The 23,280-nt window shown below is 73.8% G+C and carries 15 protein-coding genes; 11 read left to right on the top strand and 4 right to left on the bottom strand.

Translation table 11 applies throughout. The features are described 5' to 3' along the window. Nucleotides 1–156 precede the first annotated feature (156 nt). The 4 genes from ACZ3IG_RS02490 (at nt 157) to ACZ3IG_RS02505 (ending at nt 7,734) form a co-directional block, all read left to right on the top strand. Nucleotides 157–1,155 carry an aldo/keto reductase gene (locus tag ACZ3IG_RS02490; protein WP_467429161.1) on the top strand — a complete coding sequence of 333 codons (999 nt, stop codon included), beginning with the start codon at nt 157–159 and terminating at the stop codon, nt 1,153–1,155. Nucleotides 1,156–1,179: 24 nt separating this feature from the next. Next, nucleotides 1,180–1,767, top strand: coding sequence for a TetR/AcrR family transcriptional regulator (locus ACZ3IG_RS02495; protein ID WP_467428232.1), 588 nt, complete (start codon nt 1,180–1,182; stop codon nt 1,765–1,767). A 491-nt stretch (nt 1,768–2,258) separates the two neighbouring features. Further along, entirely contained in the window at nt 2,259–3,365 is a 1,107-nt protein-coding gene (locus ACZ3IG_RS02500; protein ID WP_467428234.1) for a hypothetical protein, read from the top strand. Nucleotides 3,366–3,378: 13 nt separating this feature from the next. Beyond that, nucleotides 3,379–7,734: an HAD-IC family P-type ATPase gene (locus ACZ3IG_RS02505; RefSeq protein ID WP_467428236.1), complete on the top strand. Its 4,356-nt coding sequence runs from the start codon at nt 3,379–3,381 to the stop codon at nt 7,732–7,734. Nucleotides 7,735–7,859: 125 nt separating this feature from the next. Here the strand turns inward: ACZ3IG_RS02505 and ACZ3IG_RS02510 are convergent, their stop codons facing one another. Next, nucleotides 7,860–9,308 carry an MFS transporter gene (locus tag ACZ3IG_RS02510; RefSeq protein ID WP_467428238.1) on the bottom strand — a complete coding sequence of 483 codons (1,449 nt, stop codon included), beginning with the start codon at nt 9,306–9,308 and terminating at the stop codon, nt 7,860–7,862. Nucleotides 9,309–9,385: 77 nt separating this feature from the next. On the opposite strand from ACZ3IG_RS02510, the gene dusB reads away from it, so the two are divergent. Beyond that, complete coding sequence (gene dusB / locus ACZ3IG_RS02515; RefSeq protein ID WP_467428240.1) at nt 9,386–10,528, top strand: tRNA dihydrouridine synthase DusB; 1,143 nt, start codon at nt 9,386–9,388, stop codon at nt 10,526–10,528. On the opposite strand, the gene ACZ3IG_RS02520 is transcribed toward dusB, so the two are convergent. Then, nucleotides 10,529–12,175: an alkaline phosphatase family protein gene (locus ACZ3IG_RS02520; protein ID WP_467428241.1), complete on the bottom strand. Its 1,647-nt coding sequence runs from the start codon at nt 12,173–12,175 to the stop codon at nt 10,529–10,531. Nucleotides 12,176–12,278: 103 nt separating this feature from the next. Then, on the bottom strand, nt 12,279–14,228 hold the full coding sequence (locus tag ACZ3IG_RS02525; protein WP_467428242.1) for an amylo-alpha-1,6-glucosidase: 1,950 nt from the start codon (nt 14,226–14,228) through the stop codon (nt 12,279–12,281). 274 nt (nt 14,229–14,502) lie between these two features. On the opposite strand from ACZ3IG_RS02525, the gene ACZ3IG_RS02530 reads away from it, so the two are divergent. The 6 genes from ACZ3IG_RS02530 (at nt 14,503) to ACZ3IG_RS02555 (ending at nt 22,674) form a co-directional block, all read left to right on the top strand. Next, on the top strand, nt 14,503–15,798 hold the full coding sequence (locus ACZ3IG_RS02530) for an ROK family protein (protein ID WP_467428244.1): 1,296 nt from the start codon (nt 14,503–14,505) through the stop codon (nt 15,796–15,798). Between the two features lie 633 nt (nt 15,799–16,431). Next, entirely contained in the window at nt 16,432–19,152 is a 2,721-nt protein-coding gene (ppdK, locus tag ACZ3IG_RS02535; protein ID WP_467428246.1) for a pyruvate, phosphate dikinase, read from the top strand. Nucleotides 19,153–19,428: 276 nt separating this feature from the next. Further along, nucleotides 19,429–19,893, top strand: coding sequence for a hypothetical protein (locus ACZ3IG_RS02540; protein WP_467428248.1), 465 nt, complete (start codon nt 19,429–19,431; stop codon nt 19,891–19,893). 10 nt (nt 19,894–19,903) lie between these two features. Continuing rightward, a complete protein-coding gene (locus ACZ3IG_RS02545; RefSeq protein WP_467428251.1) occupies nt 19,904–20,266 on the top strand; it encodes a DUF952 domain-containing protein in 363 nt (120 codons plus the stop codon). Between the two features lie 102 nt (nt 20,267–20,368). Then, complete coding sequence (locus ACZ3IG_RS02550) at nt 20,369–21,583, top strand: cytochrome P450 (protein ID WP_467428252.1); 1,215 nt, start codon at nt 20,369–20,371, stop codon at nt 21,581–21,583. An 8-nt stretch (nt 21,584–21,591) separates the two neighbouring features. Further along, complete coding sequence (locus ACZ3IG_RS02555; protein ID WP_467428253.1) at nt 21,592–22,674, top strand: type III polyketide synthase; 1,083 nt, start codon at nt 21,592–21,594, stop codon at nt 22,672–22,674. Between the two features lie 2 nt (nt 22,675–22,676). Here the strand turns inward: ACZ3IG_RS02555 and ACZ3IG_RS02560 are convergent, their stop codons facing one another. After that, nucleotides 22,677–23,234: an excalibur calcium-binding domain-containing protein gene (locus tag ACZ3IG_RS02560; protein ID WP_467428256.1), complete on the bottom strand. Its 558-nt coding sequence runs from the start codon at nt 23,232–23,234 to the stop codon at nt 22,677–22,679. Between the last annotated feature and the right edge of the window lie 46 nt (nt 23,235–23,280).

Here is a 23,280-nt window from a genome sequence, read left to right on the forward strand (position 1 = left end):
AGGAGGCGCGCCGAACTATCGCCTGGAACGGTGATAAGTCATGTCATCGGACCGGTCGGGTCAGCTCCGCCCCGACATGGCGGACGGCAGGCGACGGGCAGTGGGCTGACAGATATTGAAATCTGTCAGCTGTCATGCCAAGGTGGACGCATGACGATGTCAACGCGCTCTCTTGGAACCACCGGCCCCCAGGTCTCCGCCCTCGGCCTCGGCTGCATGGGCATGTCCGCGCTCTACGGGGAAGCGGACCGGGGCGAATCGCTCGCCACCATCCACGCCGCCCTCGACGCCGGGGTCACCCTGCTCGACACCGGTGACTTCTACGGCATGGGGCACAACGAGATGCTGATCGGCGAGGCGCTGCGCACCGCCCCCGCCGCCGCGCGGGAGCGGGCGCTGGTCAGTGTGAAGTTCGGCGCGCTGCGGGACCCGGACGGCGGCTGGGCGGGGTACGACGGGCGGCCCGCCGCCGTGCGGAACTTCGCCGCCTACTCGCTCCAGCGCCTGGGCGTCGACCACATCGACGTCTACCGCATCGCCCGCCTCGACCCCGACGTGCCGATCGAGGAGACCGTCGGCGCCATCGCGGAGCTGGTCGAGAAGGGGTACGTACGGCACATCGGCCTCAGCGAGGTCGGGGCCGGGACCGTCCGGCGGGCCGCCGCCACCGCGCCCATCAGCGACCTGCAGATCGAGTACTCGCTCATCTCGCGCGGCATCGAGGACGAGATCCTCCCCGCCGTGCGGGAGCTGGGGATCGCTGTCACCGCGTACGGCGTGCTCTCGCGCGGGCTGATCTCGGGGCACTTCACCCCCGACCGGCAGCTCGCGGCCACCGACTTCCGCGCCCACTCCCCGCGCTTCCAGGGCGACAACCTCCAGCACAACCTGGGCCTCGTCGAGGCCCTGCGGAAGATCGCCGAGGGCAAGGGCGTGAGCGTCGCGCAGGTCGCCATCGCGTGGGTGCTGTCGCGCGGTACGGACATCGTGCCGCTGGTCGGCGCCCGTACCCGGGAGCGGCTCGGGGAGGCGCTGGGCGCGCTGGACGTGACGCTGGACGCCGCCGACCTCGTCGCGATCGAGGACGCCGTGCCGGCCGGTGCCGCCGCCGGCGAGCGCTACCCGCAGGCGCAGATGGCCCACGTCGAGCGCTGATCCGCGCCGGGTACGGTCTAGGACATGGCACCGACCTCCGAGACCCTGACCGCCGAGCGCATCCTCGAAGCCACCGAGGAGGTGCTGCGCCGCCACGGCCCGGCCAAGGCCACCGTGGTGGACGTGGCCCGCGCGCTCGGCGTCAGCCACGGCAGCGTCTACCGGCACTTCCGGACCAAGGCGGCGCTGCGCGAGGCGGTCACCAAGCGGTGGCTGGACCGTACCTCCGAGGCGCTGGCCGGGATCGCCGCCGCCGACCGTGATCCGGAGGCCCGGCTGCGGGACTGGGCGCGGGCCCTGTTCGAGGCCAAGCGCCGCAAGGCGGGCGACGATCCCGAGCTGTTCGCCACGTACTCGGTCCTGGTGGGGGAGAACGGCACGGTGGTCGGGGAGCATCTCGACGACCTGACCGCCCAGTTGACCCGGATCGTACGGCTCGGTACGGAGGCGGGCGCCTTCACCGCCGCCGACCCCGAGGCCGCCGCGAGGGCGTTCTTCCAGGCCACCGACCGCTTCCACGACCCCTGCCACGCGGCCGAGTGGCGGCGGCCGGAGATCGACGAGGAGTTCGAGGCCGTGGTGGGGCTGCTGGTGCGGGGGCTGCGGGCCTGAGCCGGGGCCGGACGGCGGTGAACAGGACCGCGCCGCCGAGCATCGGTGACGTGCAGCGGTGTCCAGGTCCTCGACGCGCTCGCCCGCGCCCTGCCGCTCGACCCGGCCGAACGCGTGCCTCCTCCGGCGGGCCGGGGCCGTCGACCGACGCCGGCGACCGCGTGCTCGCCGGCACGGCGTCCTCGCCCGCGATCGCACCGACGGGCTGCTCCCGTGCGACCTGGACGCGGTGCCGCCCGAGGGCGGCGGCCCGGTTCCGCGAGGCGTGGCAGCGGCACGAGGTCCTCGCCCACCGGGGCAAGCGGTGACGTACGCGCCGGCCGACGACGCCACCCGGCGGCGGCTGGAGGCGCCGCACGCGCTCGCGCGGGAACGGCGTCCCGTGGCACAGGAGTGACCCGGCATCACGTGGATGACCATCCGAAGTGCGGGAACCCGGCGCATACCGGAAGGTGATGTTGCCAGGGCGAGCACGCGCGTGGAGGACGGTCATGGCTGAGCAGAAGTCGGCGGCACACGGGCTCCCGGGGCCGCTCGGTGCCGCCGTCACGGTACTGGAGCGGGTGCCGGGTGCCGGGACGGTCGGCAAGGTGGCCGGCGGAGTGCTGGAGCGGGTGCCGGGCGCCGGAACCGTCGGCAAGGTGGCGGGCGGGGTGCTGGACCGGATCGGCGCGGTGTCGCCCCGCGGGCGGCGGCTGGCCGTGTACACCGGCGCCGGGGTGGCGGGCGTCGCCGGTCTCGTGGAGTGGCCCGTCGCGCTCACCGGAGCGGCGGTCGCCTGGTTGACGCGGCCTCGGCGACAGGAGCCGGCGGAGGCGGGCGCGGCTGCGGGCGCGGGCAAGGGCGGGAGCAAGGGTGCGGCTGGGGCTGTTGCTACGGCCGTGAGTGCCGGGGGCGGTGAGGCGGTCCGGGACGGTACGTCGAGGAACGCCGCCGCGGCCGGGACGGCGGCCGGAGCCCGTAAGGCGGCGGCCGGAGCCCGTAAGGCGGCGGCCGGGGTCCGCAAGACGGCGGCCCGGTCCGCCACGGCGGCGGCGGGTGCCGGGAAGACGGGTGCCGGGGCTCGCAAGACCGCCGGGGCGGCCAGGGCGGCGGCCGTGAGCCCGGCGGCTCCCCGGACGACGGGCACCGCCGGCTCCAAGGCGGCGGCTGCGGCGGCGCGTAAGACGGCTGCCGCCGCGACGAAGCAGACGGCTGCCACCGCGACCAGGAAGGCGGCTGCCGCCCCGGCGAGGAAGACGGCTGCCGCCCCGGCGAGGAAGACAGCCGCCGCCGCGACGAAGCAGACGGCGACCGCCGCCGCCAAGAAGGCGGCGTCCGACCGCACCAGGCCGACGACTGCCCGCACCGGGCCGAGCAGGGCCGCCGCCCCCGTCACTCCCACCGACACCGGAATGAGCAGCGGCGTCCGCGCGAAGAACACGGCCGTGGCCAAGGGCGCCGGTGCCGTGGCCCGGAGCGGGGCCGCGACGAAGAGCGGCTCGACGGCGACGACACGCGCCGCCACCGCCCGGAAATCCACGCAGAAGAAGACCGCCAAGACCGCGAAGTCGGTCAAGTCGGGCAAGGCGGCCGGGACGAGCCGGAAGGCAGGCTGAGGGGGCGTTGGTGATGGGGGCTGGACTTCTGAACCGTACGTCCGGGGCCGCGGCCGGGTTCGTCCTCGCCGGACCCCGGCTGCTCGCGCGCACAGCCGCGCCCGCGGCCGGTCTCGCGGCCGGTGCCGTGGCGGGCGGCGCGCGGGCCGGCGTACGGACCGCGGACTTCGCGGCGCGGGCGGCCAGGGTCGCCCGCGCCGCGCTGCCGGGCGGCACCGGCGACTGGCGGGCCGGCACCCGCGCCCACCTCGCGCTGCGGCCGGTCGAAGAGGGGAAGGTACGACGGGCGGGCGGCGTCGCGGGGGCGGCCCGGCGGGTGGCGGCGGTGCTGGCCGACCACCCGGACGTGGCGCTCGCCTACTGGGACGAGGGGCTGGCCCGCCTGGTGGTGACCGCCACCGAGGAGGCGCTGACCGACCGGGTGGTGGACCGGGCCACCGACCTCGCCGAGGAGCACGGGCTGACCCGCGGCGAACCCGCCGAGCCCGTCGAGGAACTGTCCCACCCCGGCGACCCCACCTCCGTGCGGGTCGCCGCGGCGGCCCTCGGCGCCGACGCGCTCGGCGTCGCCGCCGGACTGACCGCCTCCGCGCTGCGGCTGCCGCCCTCGCCCCGGCTGGTGACGGCCGTGGCCACCCTGCTGCGCGAGAACCCCGCCTTCCGGTCCTGGCTGCGCGGCCGGCTCGGCACCGCCCGGATGGACGTGACGCTGGCCGTCGCCAACGCCGCCGTGCAGGGCGCGGGCCAGAGCCCGGCCTCGCTGATCCTCGACGGGGCGCTGCGCGCCTGCCAGTTGGCGGAGGCGGTGGCCCGGACGGCCACGTTCGAGGTCGTGCACGACCGGCTGTGCGCCCCGGAGCGGGGCGGTCTGCCCGGCGACCCGGCGCTGCGCCCGCCGCTGCGTTCCTCGCCCGCCCTCACCTACGCCGCCCACGCCTCCACCGGCAGCGTGGCGGGCGCGCTGGCCACCCTGCTGGTCAAGCACGACCTCAACGAGGCGGCAGAGGCGGTGCTGGCGGGTTCGCCGAAGGCCGCCCGGTACGGGCCCGCCGCCTTCCACGCCGTCCTCAGCGGCGCGCTGTCCCGGTCCGGCGTGCTGGTCCGCGACCCCGAGCGGCTGCGGCAGCTGGAGATGGCCGGCACGGTCGTGCTGCACCCGAGCGCGCTGCGGCGGCCGGGCGAGGGCGCGGACCCGTGGACCGAGGAGGTCCTGGACGCGGCCCGCCGCGCCGGACTGCGCGTGGTGATGGTGGAGGACCCGGCGCTGGCCGACTTCACCGGCCTCGCCGACCAGGTCGTCGGCGCCGGCCGGCCGCTGCGGGAGGTGGTGGACGCCCTGCGCGAGGAGGACGGCGGCGTCATCACCGTCGTACGGCCCGGCCTCGACGCCGGTGACCCGCTGCTCGCCGGGCTGCTCGGCGGGGACGTGGCCGTCGCTCTCGCCGACGGGGACGGCCCGGTCGCCTGGGGCGCGGACGTACTGGCCCCGCACGGCCTCGCCGATGTGTGGCGGCTGCTGCGGGCGGTGCCGGCGGCCCGCGGGGTGGGCCGGCGGTCGCAGGTGCTGGCCCGGTCCGGCGCCGCGCTGTCGGGGCTGCTGGTGGCGGTCGGGGAGGCCCGCAGGGAACGCGGTTCGCCGCTGTTGCCGGGGCTGCGGCACGCCCCCGTCGACGCCGGCGCGCTGGCCGCCCTGGTGTCCGGGGCGCGGGCCGCGCTCACCGTGGCGGCGGCCCGCGCGCCCCGCCCCCGGCCCCGGGTGGCCTGGCACGAACTGGACCCCGACGACGTACGGGAGAGGCTGGCCGGGCAGCGGGAGCCGGAGCCGTCGGCCGCCGAGCAACTGACCGCGCGGCTGCGGGCGGCGACCCGGAAGGCGGCCCGGACGCCCGTGCTCAAGCCGGTCGCCTGGACGGCGCAGCTGGCCGGTGCGGTACGGGGCGAGCTGGACGATCCGCTCACCCCGGTCCTCGCGGTGGGCTCGGCCGCCGAGGCGATCCTCGGCTCGGTGATGGACGCCGCGCTGGTCGTCGGCGCCCTCGACCTCAACGCGCTGGTCGGCGGGTTGCAGCGGCTGCGCGCCGAGCGGGCGCTGGCCGGGCTCCTCGCCCAGCAGAAGCAGAAGGCCCGGGTGAGCACGGCGGAGGACGGCGCCGAGGAGCGGCCGGACCGGGTCGTGGACGCCGCCAGGCTCCGCCCGGGGGACGTCATCGCGCTGAACACCGACGACGTGGTGCCCGCCGACGCACGGCTGCTGTGGGAGGACGGTCTGGAGGTCGACGAGTCGGCGCTGACCGGGGAGTCGCTGCCGGTGGACAAGTGTCTGGACCCGACGCCGCACGCGCCCGTCGCGGAGCGGCACTGCATGGTCTTCGAGGGCACCACCGTGGTCGCCGGGCGGGCCCGGGCCGTCGTCGTCGACACGGGGGAGCGTACGGAGGCCGCCCGCGCCGTGTCGCTGGCCTCCCGCACCCCGGCCGCCGCCGGCGTACAGGCCCGGCTCCAGGAGCTGACCGGCAAGGCGCTGCCGCTCACCCTGGCCGGCGGGGCCGCGGTGACCGGGCTGTCGCTGCTGCGCGGCACGCCGATCCGGCAGGCGGTCAGCGGCGGGGTGTCGGTGGCGGTGGCCGCCGTGCCCGAGGGGCTGCCGCTGGTGGCGACGGTCGCGCAGCTCGCGGCGGCCCGGCGGCTCGGGCGGCGCGGCGTCCTGGTCCGCACCCCGCGCACGCTGGAGGCGCTGGGCCGGATGGACACCGTCTGCTTCGACAAGACCGGCACGCTCACCGAGAACCGGCTGCGGCTGGTCCGCGTCACGGACGAGAGCGGCACGGTGCACCGGACGTCCGCGCCGGAGGCGGCCGGGACGGTACGGGTCGCCGCCCGCGCCTGCCCCCGGCTGGACGGCGACGGCACCCGGCCCACCCACGCCACCGACGAGGCGGTCCTCGACGCCGCCGGAAACGACGCCGAGTGGGAGCAGATCGAGGGGCTGCCGTTCGAGACCTCGCGCGGTTACGCCGCCGCCGTCGGCCGCGCCGGGGACGGCACCCCGGTCCTGGTCGTCAAGGGCGCCCCCGAGACGGTGCTCCCGGCCTGCCCCCGCCTGCCGGAGCACGCGCACGACGGCGCCCACGACCTGGCCGCCGCCGGGCTGCGCGTCCTGGCGGTCGCCCACCGGCAGCTGACCGGCGGCGAGGACCCGGCCGAGCTGCTCGAACGCCCCCTGGACGAGCTGGACCTGAACTTCACCGGGCTGCTCGGCCTGTCCGACGTGGCCCGCGAGACGTCCCCGGCGCTGGTGCGGGGGCTGCGCGAGGCGGGCGTACGGCCGGTGGTGCTGACCGGCGACCATCCGCAGACCGCCCGCGCCATCGCCGCCGAGCTGGGCTGGCCCGAGGACGCGGTCGTCGTCACCGGCGACGAACTCGCCGCCGCCGACCGCCGGGGCCGCTCCCGGATGCTGCGCGACGCCGATGTGGTGGCCCGCGTCGCGCCCGAGCAGAAGCTCCAGGTCGTCGAGTCGCTGAGGGACGCCGGGCGGGTCGTCGGCATGGTCGGCGACGGCGCCAACGACGCCGCCGCGATCCGCGCCGCCGACATCGGCGTCGGCATCAACGCCCGCGGCTCGGCCGCCGCCCGCAACGCCGCCGACCTGGTCGTCACCGGCGACGACCTGCTGGTCCTGGTGGAGGCGGTGCGCGAGGGCCGCGCCCTGTGGCACAGCGTCGCGGACGCCATCGCCATCCTCATCGGCGGCAACGCCGGCGAGGTCGGCTTCGGCATCCTCGGCACGGTCCTCGGCGGCTCCGCGCCCCTGTCGACCCGGCAGATGCTGCTGGTGAATCTCTTCACCGACCTGTTCCCGGCGATGGCCGTGGCGGTGACGGAGACCGGCGACCCGGAACAGGAGGACGCCGACGCCGGCGCCCCGCTGGGTACGGCGGTCCTGGGCGAACCCCTGATCCGGCAGATCCGGCACCGGGCGCTGACCACGGCGCTGGGCGCGACGATCGCCTGGCTGTTCGGCCGGTTCACGCCGGGCACCCGCCGCCGGTCGACGACGATGGCGCTGTGCGCGGTGGTCGGCACCCAGCTCGCCCAGACCCTCGCCGACCGGCGCGGCAGCCGCCTGGTGCAGCTGACGTCGCTCGGTTCCGCCGCCGCGCTGGTCGCCCTGGTGCAGACGCCGGGCGCCAGCACCCTCTTCGGCTGCACCCCGCTCGGTCCGCTGGCCTGGGCGGGCGTGGCCCTCGCCATCACCGCCGCGCTGGCCGGGCAGCGGGCCCTGCCGCACGTGGAGGCGGCGGTGGCGCGGGTGTGGCCGCAGGTGGCGGAGCAGGTGACGGCACGGCTGCCGGAGTTCGCCCGCTGACGATGTCCCGGGCGAGGCCGGCGAGGCCGTCCTCGGTGCGGGCGGTCCCGCCGGCCGCGGCGTCCTCCTCCTGAGGGGAGACGGACCCCGTGCCCGGGACGGCCGGGGTGACGGGGACCGCCCCGTCACACCCCCGCCCGAGCCGCCTCACGCGCCTCCGGTTCCGACGCCAGCCGCCGCGCCGCCCGTTCCGCGCTGCCGCGCGCCCACCGGCCCGTCGTCACCCCGCCGAGCACCAGCACCGCCAGACCGCAGACGGCCAGGATCCACCAGCCGGGCCGGGCGGCGGAGACGAAGGTGTCCGCGTACGACGACCCGCTCACCCCCGCGGCCAGCACCGCGCCGATCACCGCCACGCCGAGGGTCTGGCCCAGCTGCCGGCTGGTGGAGGCGACGGCGGCGGCCACGCCGGCCTGGGCGCGGGGCATGCCGGAGACGGCGGTGTTGGTGATGGGCGCGTTGACGAAGCCGAAGCCGACGCCGAACAGGACGAAGCCGAGGAAGAGGGTGACGTCGGAGGTCTCGGCCTCGAAGGCGGCGAACAGCACCCCGCTCACCGTCATCGCGCCGCCCGCGACCAGCAGCGAGAGCCGCGGCCCCCGGCTGCCCACCAGCCGCCCGGACAGCGGCGCGCACAGGAACATCGGCAACGCCATCGGCAGCATCCACAGCCCGGCGTGCAGCGCGCCGAGCCCCCGTACGTTCTGGAGGTACAGCGTGGACAGGAACAGGAACCCGCCCAGCGAAGCGAACGCGCCGATCGCTATGAGCGTCGCCCCGCTGAACGGTGCCGAGCGGAAGAACCGCAGGTCGATCAGCGGTTCGCGGCGGCGCGGCTCGTAGATCAGCAGCCCGGCCAGCGCGGCGACGGCGACGCTCGCGTACGGCAGCACGGCCATGAGCCCGGCGTCCGGCGCCTCGATGATCGCGTACGTCAGGCTGCCGAACAGGGCGATCACCATCACCTGGCCCAGCGGGTCCGGGCGGCGTGCCTTCGGGGCGCGGGACTCGGGGACGTAGCGCAGGGTGAGCAGCAGGGCGGCCAGCCCCACCGGGAAGTTGATCCAGAAGATGGAGCGCCAGCCGACCGACTCCACCAGGACCCCGCCGACCAGGGGACCCGCGGCCATCGAGATGCCGACGACGGCGCCCCACGCGCCGATCGCGCGGGCGCGCTCGCGCGGGTCGGTGAAGGTGTTGGTGATGATCGACATGGCGACCGGGTTGAGCATCGAACCGCCCACCGCCTGCACCATCCGGAACACCACCAGCGACGACAGGTCCGGGGCGAGGGAGCACAGCACCGAGCCGACGGTGAAGACGGCCAGGCCCGTCATGAACACTCTCTTGCGGCCGATCCGGTCGGCCGTCGACCCCGCGAGCATCAGCAGCGCGGCGAGGACGAGGGTGTAGGCGTCGACGGCCCACTGGAGGCCGGAGGTACTCGCGTCCAGGTCCCGTTGCAGGGCGGGCAGGGCGACGTTCAGGACCGTGTTGTCGATGCTCACGATGAGCAGGCTCATGCAGCAGATCGCGAGCACGAGCAGACGGCGGCGACGGGTCGGCTCGGGCATGGGTTCATCGTACGCCGATATCGATAGTGTGCCTAACTAATTAACTTTGCCTTTTCATTACACGGCACAATGGAGGAATGTCCACGCCCGGCCCCGCGCCCCTCCAGATCGGTCCGCACACCGTCCAGCCGCCCGTCGTCCTCGCCCCGATGGCCGGGATCACCAACGCGCCCTTCCGCACCTTGTGCAGGGAGTTCAGCGGGGGCAAGGGCCTGTTCGTCAGCGAGATGATCACGACCCGGGCGCTGGTCGAGCGCAACGAGAAGACCATGCAGCTGATCCACTTCGACGCGACCGAGAAGCCGCGCTCGATCCAACTGTACGGCGTCGACCCGGCCACCGTCGGCAAGGCCGTCCGCATGATCGTGGACGAGGACCTCGCCGACCACATCGACCTCAACTTCGGCTGCCCGGTCCCCAAGGTGACCCGCAAGGGCGGCGGCTCCGCCCTCCCCTTCAAGCGGCCCCTGCTGCGCGCGATCCTCCGCGAGGCCGTCACCGCCGCGGGCGACCTCCCGGTCACCATCAAGATGCGCAAGGGCATCGACGACGACCACCTCACCTACCTCGACGCCGGCCGGATCGCCGTCGAGGAGGGCGTCACCGCCGTCGCCCTGCACGGCCGTACGACCGCCCAGCACTACGGCGGCACCGCCGACTGGGAGGCCATCGCCCGCCTGAAGGAGCACGTCCCGGAGATCCCGGTGCTCGGCAACGGCGACATCTGGTGCGCCGAGGACGCGCTGCGGATGGTCCGCGAGACCGGCTGCGACGGCGTGGTCGTCGGGCGCGGCTGCCTGGGCCGGCCGTGGCTCTTCGCGGACCTGGTGGCCGCGTTCGAGGGCCGGGAGGACCGCGCGCGTCCCACCCTCGGCCTGGTCGCCGACGCCATGGTCCGGCACGCCACCCTGCTCGGGGAGTGGATCGGCGACGAGGCGCGCGGCGTGATCGACTTCCGCAAGCACGTCGCCTGGTACCTCAAGGGGTTCGCGGTCGGCTCCGAGATGCGCAAGCGGCTCGCGATCACCTCCACCCTGGCGGACCTGCGCGCCGGGCTCGACGAACTGGACCTCACCCAGCCCTGGCCGGCCGGGGCCGACGGTCCGCGCGGCCGTACCTCCGGCAACAACCGCGTCGCCCTCCCGGACGGCTGGCTAAAGGACCCGTACGACTGCGCGGGCATCGGCGAGGACGCGGAACTGGACACCTCCGGCGGCTGATCAGCTCCCGGAGGGCGTGGTGCCGTAGGCCGTCAGGAAGCGGTCGCGGAAGGCGCTCATCCTCCAGACCGGGGCGTCGTGGGCGGGCTTGAGGCCCTCCGTCCAGTTCCAGCCGTCGATCGCGTCCAGGACCGCCGGGTCCCTGGCCACGATGGAGACGGGCACGTCCCGGCTCGCGTGGTCGCCGCTGACCCGGGCGATGGGCTGGTGGTCGCCGAGGAGGACCAGGACGGTGTCGTCGGTGCCGTAGCGCTCCAGCCACTGGGTGAGACTGGTGACGGAGTACTGGACGGAACGGCCGTACGCCCGCTTGGACCGGTCGCCGTCGGCGACGACGTCGGCCGCCTTCTCGCCCGCCTCCTCGATCGGGCCGAACACCCGTCCGTCGCCCAGCTCGTCCCAGCCGACCAGCTCCGGCACCGGCGCCCACGGCTGGTGACTGGAGGTCAGGACGATCTCCGCCATCAGCGGCCGGTCGCGCTCGCGGCCGTGCTCCAGACGCTGGAACGCCTCCAGGGCGTACTGGTCCGGCATGGTCGACCAGCTGAACTTCGGTCCCCGGTAGCCCAGCCGGGACGCGTCGTAGACCGTGTCCAGGCCGAAGAACTCCGCCTCCGGCCAGCCTTTCCGCACGCCCGGCATGATCCCGACCGTGTCCCACGCCCCCGTCCGCCGGAACGCCTCGGTCAGGGTGAGCCGCTCGCTCGACGTCACCGTCCGGTAGCGCTGCTGGTTGTCGACCCACAGGCCGGACAGGAACGTGGAGTGTCCGAGCCAGCTGTTGCCGCCGTACGTCGCCGACGTCAGCCAGCCGCTCTCGGCCCGGAACCCCGCCTTCGCCAGCTCCCCCGTACGCGCCTCCAGCGTCCGGTCCACGCCGGGCGCGATCAGCGGGTCCTCGACCGCGCAGCGGCCGTAGCTCTCGACGAAGACGAACAGGACGTCCTTGCCGCGCAGGTCCGGGACCAACTCGGCGGCGGGGGTGGCGCCGAAGGCGTCGTTCCCCGTCTCCTTCTCGAACGCCGCCTCGTCCCGGACGGTGTCCACCACCCGCCGGGCCTGCAGTTCCAGCGCCCCGGTGGCCCGGTCCGAGGCGAGGGGCGTCCCGAACGGCTGGAGACCCAGCGCCGAGCAGCTGATCCACACCGTGGCGGCGACCAGCGCGCCCCGGCCCGCCCGCTCCCGGTGCGCGGCCAGCACCTCGCCGAGCCGGACCACCGCCAGCGCCATGACCACGGGCAGCAGCACGGCGACGGCGACGGCGCCGGCGGTCGCCCAGGCGGCCGTCGCCCCGCCCAGCGAGTCAGCGACGTAGGACCGCGCGTCGTCGAGCAGTTCCCAGTCCAGGACGGGATTGAAGCCCCGGCCCAGATAGTCCCGGAACCCCATGTCGAGCACGTTGAGCACGGTCAGTGCCCCCAGCAGCGCCCCGCCCAGCGCGGCCACCACCCGCCGGGCCCGCCCCGGCAGCGCGAGCAGCACCACGGCCCCGACGACAGCCTCCCCGGGGATACGGACGAACCGGTCGGGCCGCAGCGCGGCAAGGGTGTTGGGCAACAGCAGCGCCCCGAGGACCAGGAGGAGGGCCAGCCCGGTGACACCCGGCCGCACCCACCTCCGCCGGCGAACTCCCACGAAGACAACCACGCCGTCCAGTACGGGCGACTACGCGGAGGCGTTCACACCAACGCCCCTGGGGGGCGCGGCCAACCGCGCGATCAGCCACGACGAGCCCGCACCCGGAAAGAACCTACGCACCCCCCACCGCACTCAAGAACGCCAGCGGGGCCGCCGCCGCCCGGGACTCCCGTACGCACGCGTGCGGGTACGGCACCGGCTCCGGATGGCTCTCCCGCCCGTACCCGGCCAGCACCTCCGGCAGCCGGTGCCCGACCGCCGTCGCCGCGTCGACCATGCCGTGCGCCACCGTCCGCGCCTCGTCGTGCAGCCCGTAGCGGGCCAGCCCGAGCGCGATCAGCGCGTTGTCGTGCGGCCACACCGACCCCCGGTGGTACGACAGCGGGTGGTACGCCGGCTGCCCGGACGCCAGCGTCCGCACCCCCCACCCGGAGAAGAAGTCGGGTTCGAGGAGGCGCCGTCCGACCAGCTCGCCGTACTCCTTGTCCAGCAGCCCCGACCAGAGCAGGTGCCCCGCGTCGGAGGCCAGCGCGTCCACCTGGCGCCCCTCGCCGTCCAGGGCCAGGGCGGGGAAGGAGTGCTCCGGCATCCAGAAGTCCCGCTGGAAGCGGTCGCGCAGATCACCGGCCGCCTGCTCCAGCAGCCCTGCGTACTTCTCGTCCTCCCACACCGTGCGGGCCAGCCACGCCGTGCGGCGCAGGGCGTCGTACGCGTACCCCTGGGCGCCCGCCGCCGCGACCGCGCCGGTGGGCCGGGTGCCGTCGGCGTGGCAGACGGCACCGGGGGAGTCCTTCCAGTTCTGGTTGGCGAGGCCGCCCCGGTCGGCGCGGTAGACCAGGTAGCCGCGCGAGGTCAGCCCGCCGTGGTCCAGCATCCAGCCGACCGCGGCCCGGGCGTGCGGCTGGAAGCGGCGGGCCGTCGCCGTGTCCCCGGTCTGCTCCACGTACGCGCCGAGCAGCACCAGGAACAGCGGTGTGGCGTCGACCGACCCGTAGTACCGCCCGTACGGCACCTGACCGAAGTGCGCCAGCTCCCCGTACCGCACCTCGTGCACGATCTTGCCGGGCCGGGCCACGCCCGGGTCGGTGCCGGACGCCGTCCGCGCCGTCGCCTGCGTCGCCGCGAGCGCGGCCAGCGTGGCGGCGGCCGGCCCGGTCCGGTAGGGGAGCGTGAACAGGGAGGTCAGCAGGGCGTCGCGGCCCAGCAGGGTGAGGAACCAGGGGGCGCCGCCCGCCGGGACGCGCAGTTCCTCGCCGTCCGGGCCCCGCGCCGGGACCTGGAGCGAGGCCAGGTCCGCGAGGCCCCGCGCGCAGGCCGCCGCCAGCTCCGGCCAGCCGGTCGGGAAGGCCACGCCCCGGGCGAACGCGTCCTCCTCGGCGAGCAGCCGCCGGACAGCGGCGGCGGGGGAGCGCGGCACCCGCACCGCCCGCCGGTGCCCGTGCGGCCGGGCCACCACCCGCAGGACCAGCTCCGCCGTGCCGTGCGGATCGAGGCCGAGGGTCCACACCAGGCGCCGGGCCCCGGTGCCGGTCTCCTCCACCGCGTCCGGCGCGGGCTCGGAGGTCACCGTGGTGACCGAGCGCCACTCGCCGCGCCGGTAGGCGAACTCCACGCCGTGCGGCAGCACTTCGCGGGAGCGGACGGCGCCGGGCTTGGCGTAGGTGCGGTGGTCGGCGCGCAGCTCGAACTGGTCGGCGAAGTCGGCGTCGGCGGTGACCGCGAGGTGGATCGTGGTCGGCACCGGGCGGTTGCTGGTCACACGCAGCGCCTCGACGAACGAGCCGTCCCCGACGGCCTGTTCCCGGAAGACGGTGTACGCGGGCGGCTCGTCGCGTCCGCCGCGCGGCACCAGCACACAGCGGGCGGTGTCCCCGCCCGCGACGGGCGTGAGGGCATCCGGCACGGCGCCGTCGACGGTGAGCTGCCACCGGCTGAGGTGCCGTGCGTCCCGGACGAACAGGCCGTCCGGTCCGCTGCCGCCCCGCACCCCGCTGATGTCGCCGTGGTCGCCGACGGCCACGAACGTGCCGCCGTGCACGAGCAGTTGATGACGTCCCGTCATGCCGGGCCCCCTCCCTGGCCGCCGCCATACTGGTGTCCGGGGTGCGCGAAGGAGTCCGTGGGTGGGGGAGGTGGGGCGGGGTTCTGGTGTGTGGTGGCGCGGGTGGTGGATTGGGCGGTGGTGCGGGTGGTGGTGGGTCGGGTCATGCGATCCACTCGGGACTCCCCGAAGACGTCCGGCCTGCCGATTCGGCGGTGGCTACCATAGAGTTACGTCTATTTAACACGCATAACTCACTATGTAATGCAGGGTTGGGAAACACAAGGGGGTGCGCATGACCGAAGAGCCCGGCAGGACCGGGGCGACCCCGACCGGGGCACCAGGCAGAGGCATCACCAGAACGAGTGGTCAGGCGAGCGCCGGTGACCTGCTCGCACTCGTGCGCAGCGGCCGTGCCACCACCCGCGGGGCGCTCCAGCAGGCCACCGGCCTGTCCCGGGCCACCGTCGGCCAGCGCCTCGACCGGCTGTTCCGCGCGGGCTGGCTGCGCGAGGGCGCCGGCGGCCCCGTCGACTCCCCGCTGGGCGGACGCCCCTCCATCACGCTGGAGTTCGACGACGAACACGCCGTCGTCCTCGCCGCCGACCTGGACACCCGGCACGCCCGTGCGGCCCTCCTCACCCTGACCGGCGAGATCATCGTCGAGCACAGCGGCGCCCTGGTCGTCGAGGACGGCCCCGAGGCGGCCCTCGGTGAGCTGGGCCGCTGGTTCGCCGGGCTGCTGGAGAAGGCCGGGCGCGGCATCGACGAGGTGTGCGGCATCGGTCTCGCCGTCCCCGGTCCGGTCGACCGTGACGCCGGCCGGGTGGTGCAGCCGCCGATCATGCCGGGCTGGGACGGCTACGACATCCGGGGGCGGCTGGCCCGCGCCGTCACGGAACGCGTCGGGGCCGCCGCCCCCGTCCAGGTTCCGGCTTCGGTCCAGGTCCCGGTCCCGGTCCTGGTGGACAATGACGCCAACCTCATGGCCTACGCCGAGCAGCGCGCCGCGTACCCGGACGCCTCGGCGTTCGTCCTGGTCAAGGTGTCGACGGGTATCGGCGCCGGGGTCGTGGTGGACGGTCACATCTTCCGCGGGACGGACGGCGGGGCCGGGGACATCGGCCACATCCGCGTCCCCGAGGGCGCCCAGGCGCTGTGCCGGTGCGGCTCGTACGGCTGTCTGGCCGCCGTCGCCAGCGGGGGCGCCGTGGCGCGGCGGCTGACCGCGGCCGGGGTGCCGGCGGAGTCCGGCTCGGACGTGCGCAAGCTGCTGGCGGGCGGGCATCCGGAGGCGGTGGCGCTGGCCCGGGAGGCGGGGCGGCTGGTCGGGGACGTCCTGGCGACCGTGGTGACCCTGCTCAACCCCGGCGTGCTGATGATCGCCGGGGATCTGGCCGGCACCCCCTTCCTCACCGGTGTGCGTGAACTGCTCTACCAGCGGGCGCTGCCGCGTTCCACCGCCCGTCTGGAGGTCGTCACCTCGCGGCTCGGCGAGCGGGCCGGGTTGATCGGGGCGGGGGCGCTGGTGGTGGAGCACCTGTACGCGCCGCGGCGGGTGGAGGAGCGGTTGTCGGCGCTCGGGGTGTGACGGGGGCGTACGCGCGTAACAGTGGCCGCCGGGGCCGCTCGCTTCTTGGCAGTGTCGTGCTTCCACGGTCCGCGTCGAGGGCGCTGCGCGTCGCCTTCGGCGACGGGCCCGCGGCCCACCCTTGACCCGGGCCGTTCCAGCACGGGGGAGAAGCGAGCGCGCGGCCCGGGAGAGCGGGTGTCCGGGCTCGACGGGCCCTCAGGTTTTCGGCACCCCATTCCATACGGCCGTTGGCCGTAGTGGCCGTAGTGGCGTCCGCATCGTGGAATGCGGGGTGGTGGGGCGGCGTGATTCTCGCCACCCTTGATAAGGAGGTCGCTCAGATGAGCGGATCATGGGCGGGTGCACTTCTCCAAAGGGTGGCACTGGGTGTCATGTCTTGATCGTTCATCGATCGAACTCAATAGAAGGGAAAGGTGCTCATGTGAGCGCCGAGGATGGAGTGTGTCGGTTCCTGTGTTCAAGAAGTGAAAACGGGGAGGGGCGGCTGCTTGCCAAGGCTTGACTTTCGATCCGCTGGCGGACGGGTGGTTACAGGCGTATGACGCGCAAGTAGACGTACCCAGGCGCCTTTGATCTGGGTACATTCCTCGCCGTCAGGGCAGCCACCGCGTCCTCGAGGAGTCGAGACCCGTGTCGGAAAACAAAGATCCCCAGGTAGCGAAGTTCGTTTACGACTTCACCGAGGGCAACAAGGACCTCAAGGACCTGCTCGGCGGCAAGGGTGCCAACCTCGCCGAGATGACCAACCTGGGTCTCCCGGTCCCGCCCGGCTTCACCATCACCACCGAAGCCTGCAAGACCTACCTCGACAGCGGCGAGGAACCGGCGGCACTGCGTGACGAGGTGAGTGCGCACCTCGACGCCCTCGAAGCGCGGATGGGCAAGAAGCTCGGCCAGCCCGACAACCCTCTGCTGGTCTCCGTCCGCTCCGGCGCCAAGTTCTCCATGCCCGGGATGATGGACACGGTCCTCAACATCGGACTCTCCGACAAGTCCGTGCAGGGCCTGGCCGCCCAGGCCGGCGACGAGCGCTTCGCGTGGGACTCCTACCGCCGCCTCATCCAGATGTTCGGCAAGACCGTCCTCGGTGTCGACGGCGACCTCTTCGAGGAGGCGCTGGAGAAGGCGAAGACGGCCAAGAAGGTCGCGGTCGACACGGAACTGGAGGCCGCCGACCTCAAGAAGCTGGTCACCACCTTCAAGAAGATCGTCAAGAAGGAGGCCGGCCGGGACTTCCCGCAGGACCCGCGCGAGCAGATGGACCTCGCCATCAAGGCGGTCTTCGACTCCTGGAACGGCGACCGCGCCAAGCTCTACCGCCGTCAGGAGCGCATCCCGCACGACCTCGGCACGGCGGTCAACGTCTGCTCGATGGTCTTCGGCAACCTCGGCCCGGACTCCGGCACCGGCGTCGCCTTCACCCGCGACCCCGCCTCCGGCCACCAGGGCGTCTACGGCGACTACCTCCAGAACGCCCAGGGCGAGGATGTCGTCGCGGGCATCCGCAACACCGTCCCGCTGGCCGAACTGGAGCGGATCGACAAGAAGTCGTACGACCAGCTGATGCAGATCATGGAGACCCTGGAGAACCACTACAAGGACCTCTGCGACATCGAGTTCACCATCGAGCGCGGGCAGTTGTGGATGCTCCAGACGCGCGTCGGCAAGCGCACGGCGGGCGCGGCGTTCCGCATCGCCACCCAGCTCGTCGACCAGGGACTGATCGACGAGGCCGAGGCGCTCACCCGGGTCAACGGCGCCCAGCTCGCCCAGCTGATGTTCCCCCGCTTCGACGACACGGCCAAGGTCGAGCAGGTGGGCCGGGGCATCGCGGCCTCGCCGGGCGCGGCGGTCGGCAAGGCGGTCTTCGACTCGTACACGGCCGTCAAGTGGTCGCGTTCGGGGGAGAAGGTCATCCTCATCCGCCGGGAGACCAACCCCGACGACCTGGACGGCATGATCGCTGCCGAGGGCATCCTGACGAGTCGCGGCGGCAAGACCTCCCACGCGGCCGTGGTCGCGCGGGGCATGGGCAAGACCTGTGTCTGCGGCGCGGAGGAGCTGGAGGTCGACACCAAGCGCCGGCGGATGACGGTGCCCGGCGGGCACGTGGTGGAGGAGGGCGACGTCGTCTCCATCGACGGCTCCTCCGGCAAGGTATACCTGGGCGAGGTCCCGGTGGTCCCGTCCCCGGTCGTCGAGTACTTCGAGGGCCGGATGCACGCGGGCGCCGAGGACGCCGGCGAACTGGTCGAGGCGGTCCACCGCATCATGGCCTTCGCCGACCGCAAGCGCCGGCTGCGGGTGCGCGCCAACGCCGACAACGCCGAGGACGCGCTGCGCGCCCGCCGCTTCGGCGCCCAGGGCATCGGCCTGTGCCGCACGGAGCACATGTTCCTCGGTGACCGGCGGGAACTGGTCGAACGCCTGATCCTGGCCGACACGGAGGCCGAGCGCGAGGAGTCCCTGAAGGGACTGCTTCCGCTGCAGAAGCAGGACTTCGTGGAGCTGTTCGAGGCCATGGACGGCCTGCCGGTCACCATCCGGCTCCTGGACCCGCCGCTGCACGAGTTCCTCCCCGACATCACGGAGCTGTCGGTGCGGGTGGCCCTCGCCGAGTCCCGGCAGGAACCGCACGAGAACGAACTGCGTCTGCTCCAGGCGGTCCACCGGCTGCACGAGCAGAACCCGATGCTGGGCCTGCGCGGCGTACGCCTCGGTCTGGTCATCCCCGGGCTCTTCACGATGCAGGTCCGCGCCATCGCGGAGGCCGCCGCCGAGCGCAAGGCGGCCAAGGGCGACCCGCGCGCCGAGATCATGATTCCGCTGGTGGGCACGGTGCAGGAGCTGGAGATCGTCCGCGAGGAGGCCGACAAGGTCATCGCCGAGGTCGAGGCGGCCTCGGGTGCGGGCCTGAAGCTCGCCATCGGCACGATGATCGAACTCCCGCGCGCCGCGCTGACCGCCGGGCAGATCGCGGAGTGCGCGGAGTTCTTCTCCTTCGGCACCAATGATCTGACCCAGACGGTGTGGGGCTTCAGCCGGGACGACGTGGAGGCGTCCTTCTTCACGGCCTATCTGGAGAAGGGCATCTTCGGGGTGTCGCCGTTCGAGACGATCGACAAGGACGGCGTCGGCTCCCTGGTCGCCGCCGCCGCGAAGGCCGGCCGCGCCACCCGTCCCGACCTCAAGCTCGGCGTCTGCGGCGAGCACGGCGGCGACCCGGAGTCCGTCCACTTCTTCCACCAGGTGGGCCTGGACTACGTCTCCTGCTCCCCGTTCCGCATCCCCGTCGCCCGCCTGGAAGCGGGCCGCGCCGCGGTCCAGTCCACGGGCAGCGATCACCGCTAGCCCCACCGGAAACGCCGGTCCGCCGCCCGTCATCCGGTCACCCTCACCGATCGGCGGCGGCTCCGGTCCGCGAGAAGGGGGCGGCACCCTTGTGCGGGGGTGCCGCCCCTTCGGACGCGTCCTGCGGCGCCCGGTGGTGAAGTCGCCTCGCGGGCGCTGCGGCGCGCGGCGGTGAGCCGTCCCCCACATGGATGACTCGGCGGTGGCGTCCGGCTGACGGCATCGGGTGCGGGCAGCTTCCCCGGGACCGTTCAGGCACGTCTGGAGGAGACCGTCTTGAGCACTCCCGCACCGTCCTCGTTCCGGATCACCACCGCTCCCGACCTCGTGTACGGCGTGTGGGACGCCGAGAGGTTCGAGACCAGGTCGGCCGACTGGGTCCAGGTGCCCGGCGCCGAGGTGCACCTGATGCTCGGCCAGGGGTGGCCGTCGTACGGGGCGCAGTTCGTGGCGACGTTCAGTGCCGAGGCCCTGTGTTCCGACAACGACAAGGACGGACAGGGCGTGCTCCAGGCCACCGTGTTCTTCGGGGACACGCAGGCCGAGCCGGTCAGCGGCAACCACCGTTTCGTGACCGCGCGCGGCAACCCGGAGTGGTCGAGCCACACCTTCATCCGGACGGTGCGGTTCGAACCGGACTCCGCCGTGCGGGACGTCTCGGCCCGGGTCAAGCTCAAGGCGAGCGGGGCCGAGGGCGGCGTGCAGAACTGGTTCCTGAAGATCGAGCGATTCAGCATCTGAGGGGGCCCGCATGCTCTATCACGCGGCCTCCCTGGAGGCCTGGCTCACCGACCCGGACCAGCCCTACTCCTCCCACACGCTGCGCACCGACGGATCCGTGCACTGTTCCGTCAGCGAGGACGCCCTGCTGGCGGCCGTGCCCCACATCCAGAAGAAAGGCCCGCTGGTGGCGCTCGTCATCGACGAGGCGCGACTCGACGCGCCGGTGACCTGGGAGACCGGGGCCGGCGCGGCGCCGGTACCGCGCATCCGTGGTCCCGTGAACCGGGACGCGGTCGTCGCGCTGAGGGAGATCGCCCTGGACGGCGACGGCCGGGCCACCGGGCTGGCCCCGCCGAAACGGGCCTCGCCAGGGTGCGAAGACCACCCTTAAGAGCGGTTTATCGCTTAATGCGGTGTTCGCGGCTGGTGGCGGGTATCGGCCCGGCAGGCCCGTGATTCGGCGGGCCTCGCGCTGAAGGGGGGAATCACCGCGATGACTGCCGCGGAGATCGAAACGGAAAGGGCGTGCCCGTTCCGGCACGACGACGCCCTGGAGCCCGACCCGTTCATGACCCGGATGCGGACCGAGGCCCCCGTGGCCCGGGTCCGCATGCCGTACGGGGAGGGCGAATGCTGGCTGGTGACCCGCTACGAGGACGTACGGACGGTCACCTCGGACCGGCGGTTCAGCCGGGCCGCGCTGATCGGCCGGGACTTCCCGCGGATCACCCCGGCGCCCATCGCCCAGTCCGAGGCGATCAACCTGATGGACCCGCCCGCGCTCAACCGGGTGCGCCGACTGGTCGTCAAGGCCTTCACCACACCCCAGGTCGAGGCGTTGCGGCCCTGGACCCAGCGGACCACGGACGCGCTGCTGGACGCGATGGAGGAGCACGGCCCGCCGGCCGACATCGTCGCCCACCTCGCCGACCGGCTCCCTCTGATGACGATCAGTCAGCTCATGGACATCCCCGACGAGGACCGCCCGCGGCTGCGCCGGTGGGCCATGGCGATGATGTCGATGAGCGCCGCCGACCGGACCTCGGCGGTCGAGGCGAAGGCCGCGCTGCGTGCCTACTTCGCCGAGCTGACCGCCGCGCGGCGCCGCGCCCCGGGCGACGACCTGATCAGCTCGATGGCCACCGCCCGCATCGGCGAGGAGACGCTGGACGCGGACGAACTGACCGTCCTGGCCATGCTCCTGCTGGTCACCGGCCACGACACCACCACCTACGACATCTGCAACAGCGTCTACACCCTGCTGACCCACCCCGACCACCTGGCCCAGCTGCGGGCGCGCCCCGAACTGCTGCACCAGGCCCTGGAGGAACTGCTGCGTTTCATCCCGTTCCGGCAGGGCGTCGGCATCCCCAGGGTGGCGCTGGAGGACGTGGAACTCGGCGGGCAGCTCATCCGCGCGGGCGACACGGTGCACGTGTCGTACCTGACCGCCAACCGCGACGAGGCGGTGTACGAGCGGCCCGACGAACTGGACTTCGAGCGGCGGGAACCGGCCGGGCACATGGCCTTCGGCTACGGCAGCCACCACTGCCTCGGCTCCCACTTGGCCCGCATGGTCCTCCAGGTGGCCATCGGCACGCTCCTCACCAGGTTCCCCGGGCTGCGGCTGGCCGTACCCGCGGACGAGGTGCGGTGGAACACGGTGTCGATCTGGCGCTATCCGCTCGCCCTCCCGGTGACCTGGTAGCGGCGGCCATGGCCACGTTGTGCAGGCCGGCCGTCGCCGTGCCCGAGTACGTCATCACCCGCGAGCAGACCCTGGACCTGGCCAGGGAACTGCACGCCGACCACCCGCAACTGAAACTGGCGCTGCGTCTGATCGCCAACACCGGCGTGCGGACCCGTCACCTGGTGCAGCCCATCGAGGACACCTTGCGCCACCCGGGCTTCACCGCGCGCAACGCCCGGTACGAGGCGGAGGCCAAGAACCGGGTGCCCGAGGCCGCCCTCCGCGCCCTGGCCCACGCCGAACTCACGCCCCGCGACATCGACATGATCATCTACGTGTCGTGCACGGGGTTCATGATGCCGTCGATGACCGCCTGGCTCATCAACACGATGGGCTTCCGGCCGGAGACCCGGCAACTGCCGATCGCTCAGCTCGGCTGCGCCGCGGGCGGCGCCGCCATCAACCGCGCCCACGACTTCTGCACCGCCTATCCGCGGGCCAACGTCCTGATCCTGTGCTGCGAGTTCTGCTCGCTGCTCTACCAGCCGACGGACCTGGCCGTGGGTAACCTGCTGTCCAACGGGCTGTTCGGTGACGCCATCGCCGCCGCGGTCGTCCGCGGCCGGGGCGGCAAGGGCGTACGGCTGGACCACAACGGCTCCCACCTGGTGCCCGACACCGAGGGGTGGATCTCCTACGCGGTCCGCGACACCGGCTTCCACTTCCAGCTCGACAAACGGGTGCCCGGCACCATGGCCGACCTCGCCCCCGCGCTGCGCGCGCTGGCCGAGCTGCGCGACTGGAACGTCTCCGACCTCGCCTTCTACATCGTCCACGCCGGAGGTCCCAGAATCCTGGACGACCTGTGCACGCACTTGAACGTGGAGCCGGAGATGTTCCGCTACAGCCGGGCCACCCTCACCGAACGCGGCAACATCGCCAGCGCCGTCGTCTTCGACGCCCTGGACCGCTTCTTCGACGACGGCGGCGCCGATCACGCGGCCCAGGGCCTCATCGCGGGCTTCGGTCCCGGCATCACCGCCGAGATCACCCTCGGCACCTGGAGCCTCAAGGAGGAGCCGGACCGGCCGCCGGTCCCCGTGGGCTGACGCTACTGGCAGCCGACCCCGTCCCCGTCCCGGTCCAGGTGTCCGCCGTAGCCGGGGTCGCCCGCGTGGACGGGGGCGGCGCCGGCGGCGCGGGCGGCGTCGCAGTTGCGGTAGTGGACGGAGCCGCCGGCGTCGCTGTCGTCGTCGGAGGACGTGCCGGTGTCCGTGTCCGCGACCGCCTCCTGCGTCACCGTCTTCGTGACGGTGACCTCGACGGTCTCCTTGGCGGTCACCGTCCCGGCCGGCTCGGGCCTTGGAGTCTCGGTCGCCGTCTCCGTCACGGTCACCGTCGGCCGGGCGGCGGCGGCCACGGCCTTCGCGTCGGCCTGCGTGCCGTCCTCGCCGGCGCCGTCCCCGCCGCCGATGCCGACGCCGACGAACAGGGCCAGCGCCAGGGCGGGCAGGACGTACCGCTTCCGGGCCCACTTGGGGGCGGGCCCGGAAGCGGGCACGGGGGGAGCGGGGTACGGCGGGAACGGCGGTCGCTGGGGCTGCGGGTGCTGTGCGTGCCGCGGGTACTGCTGGTTGTGCGGGTTGCGCGGGTCGTACGGGCCGGCCATGAGGTCCCCCCCTGCGGTCGTGCGTGAGGGGACGACCGTATGGCGG

The sequence above is a fragment of the Streptomyces sp. NPDC016677 genome, assembly GCF_055562815.1.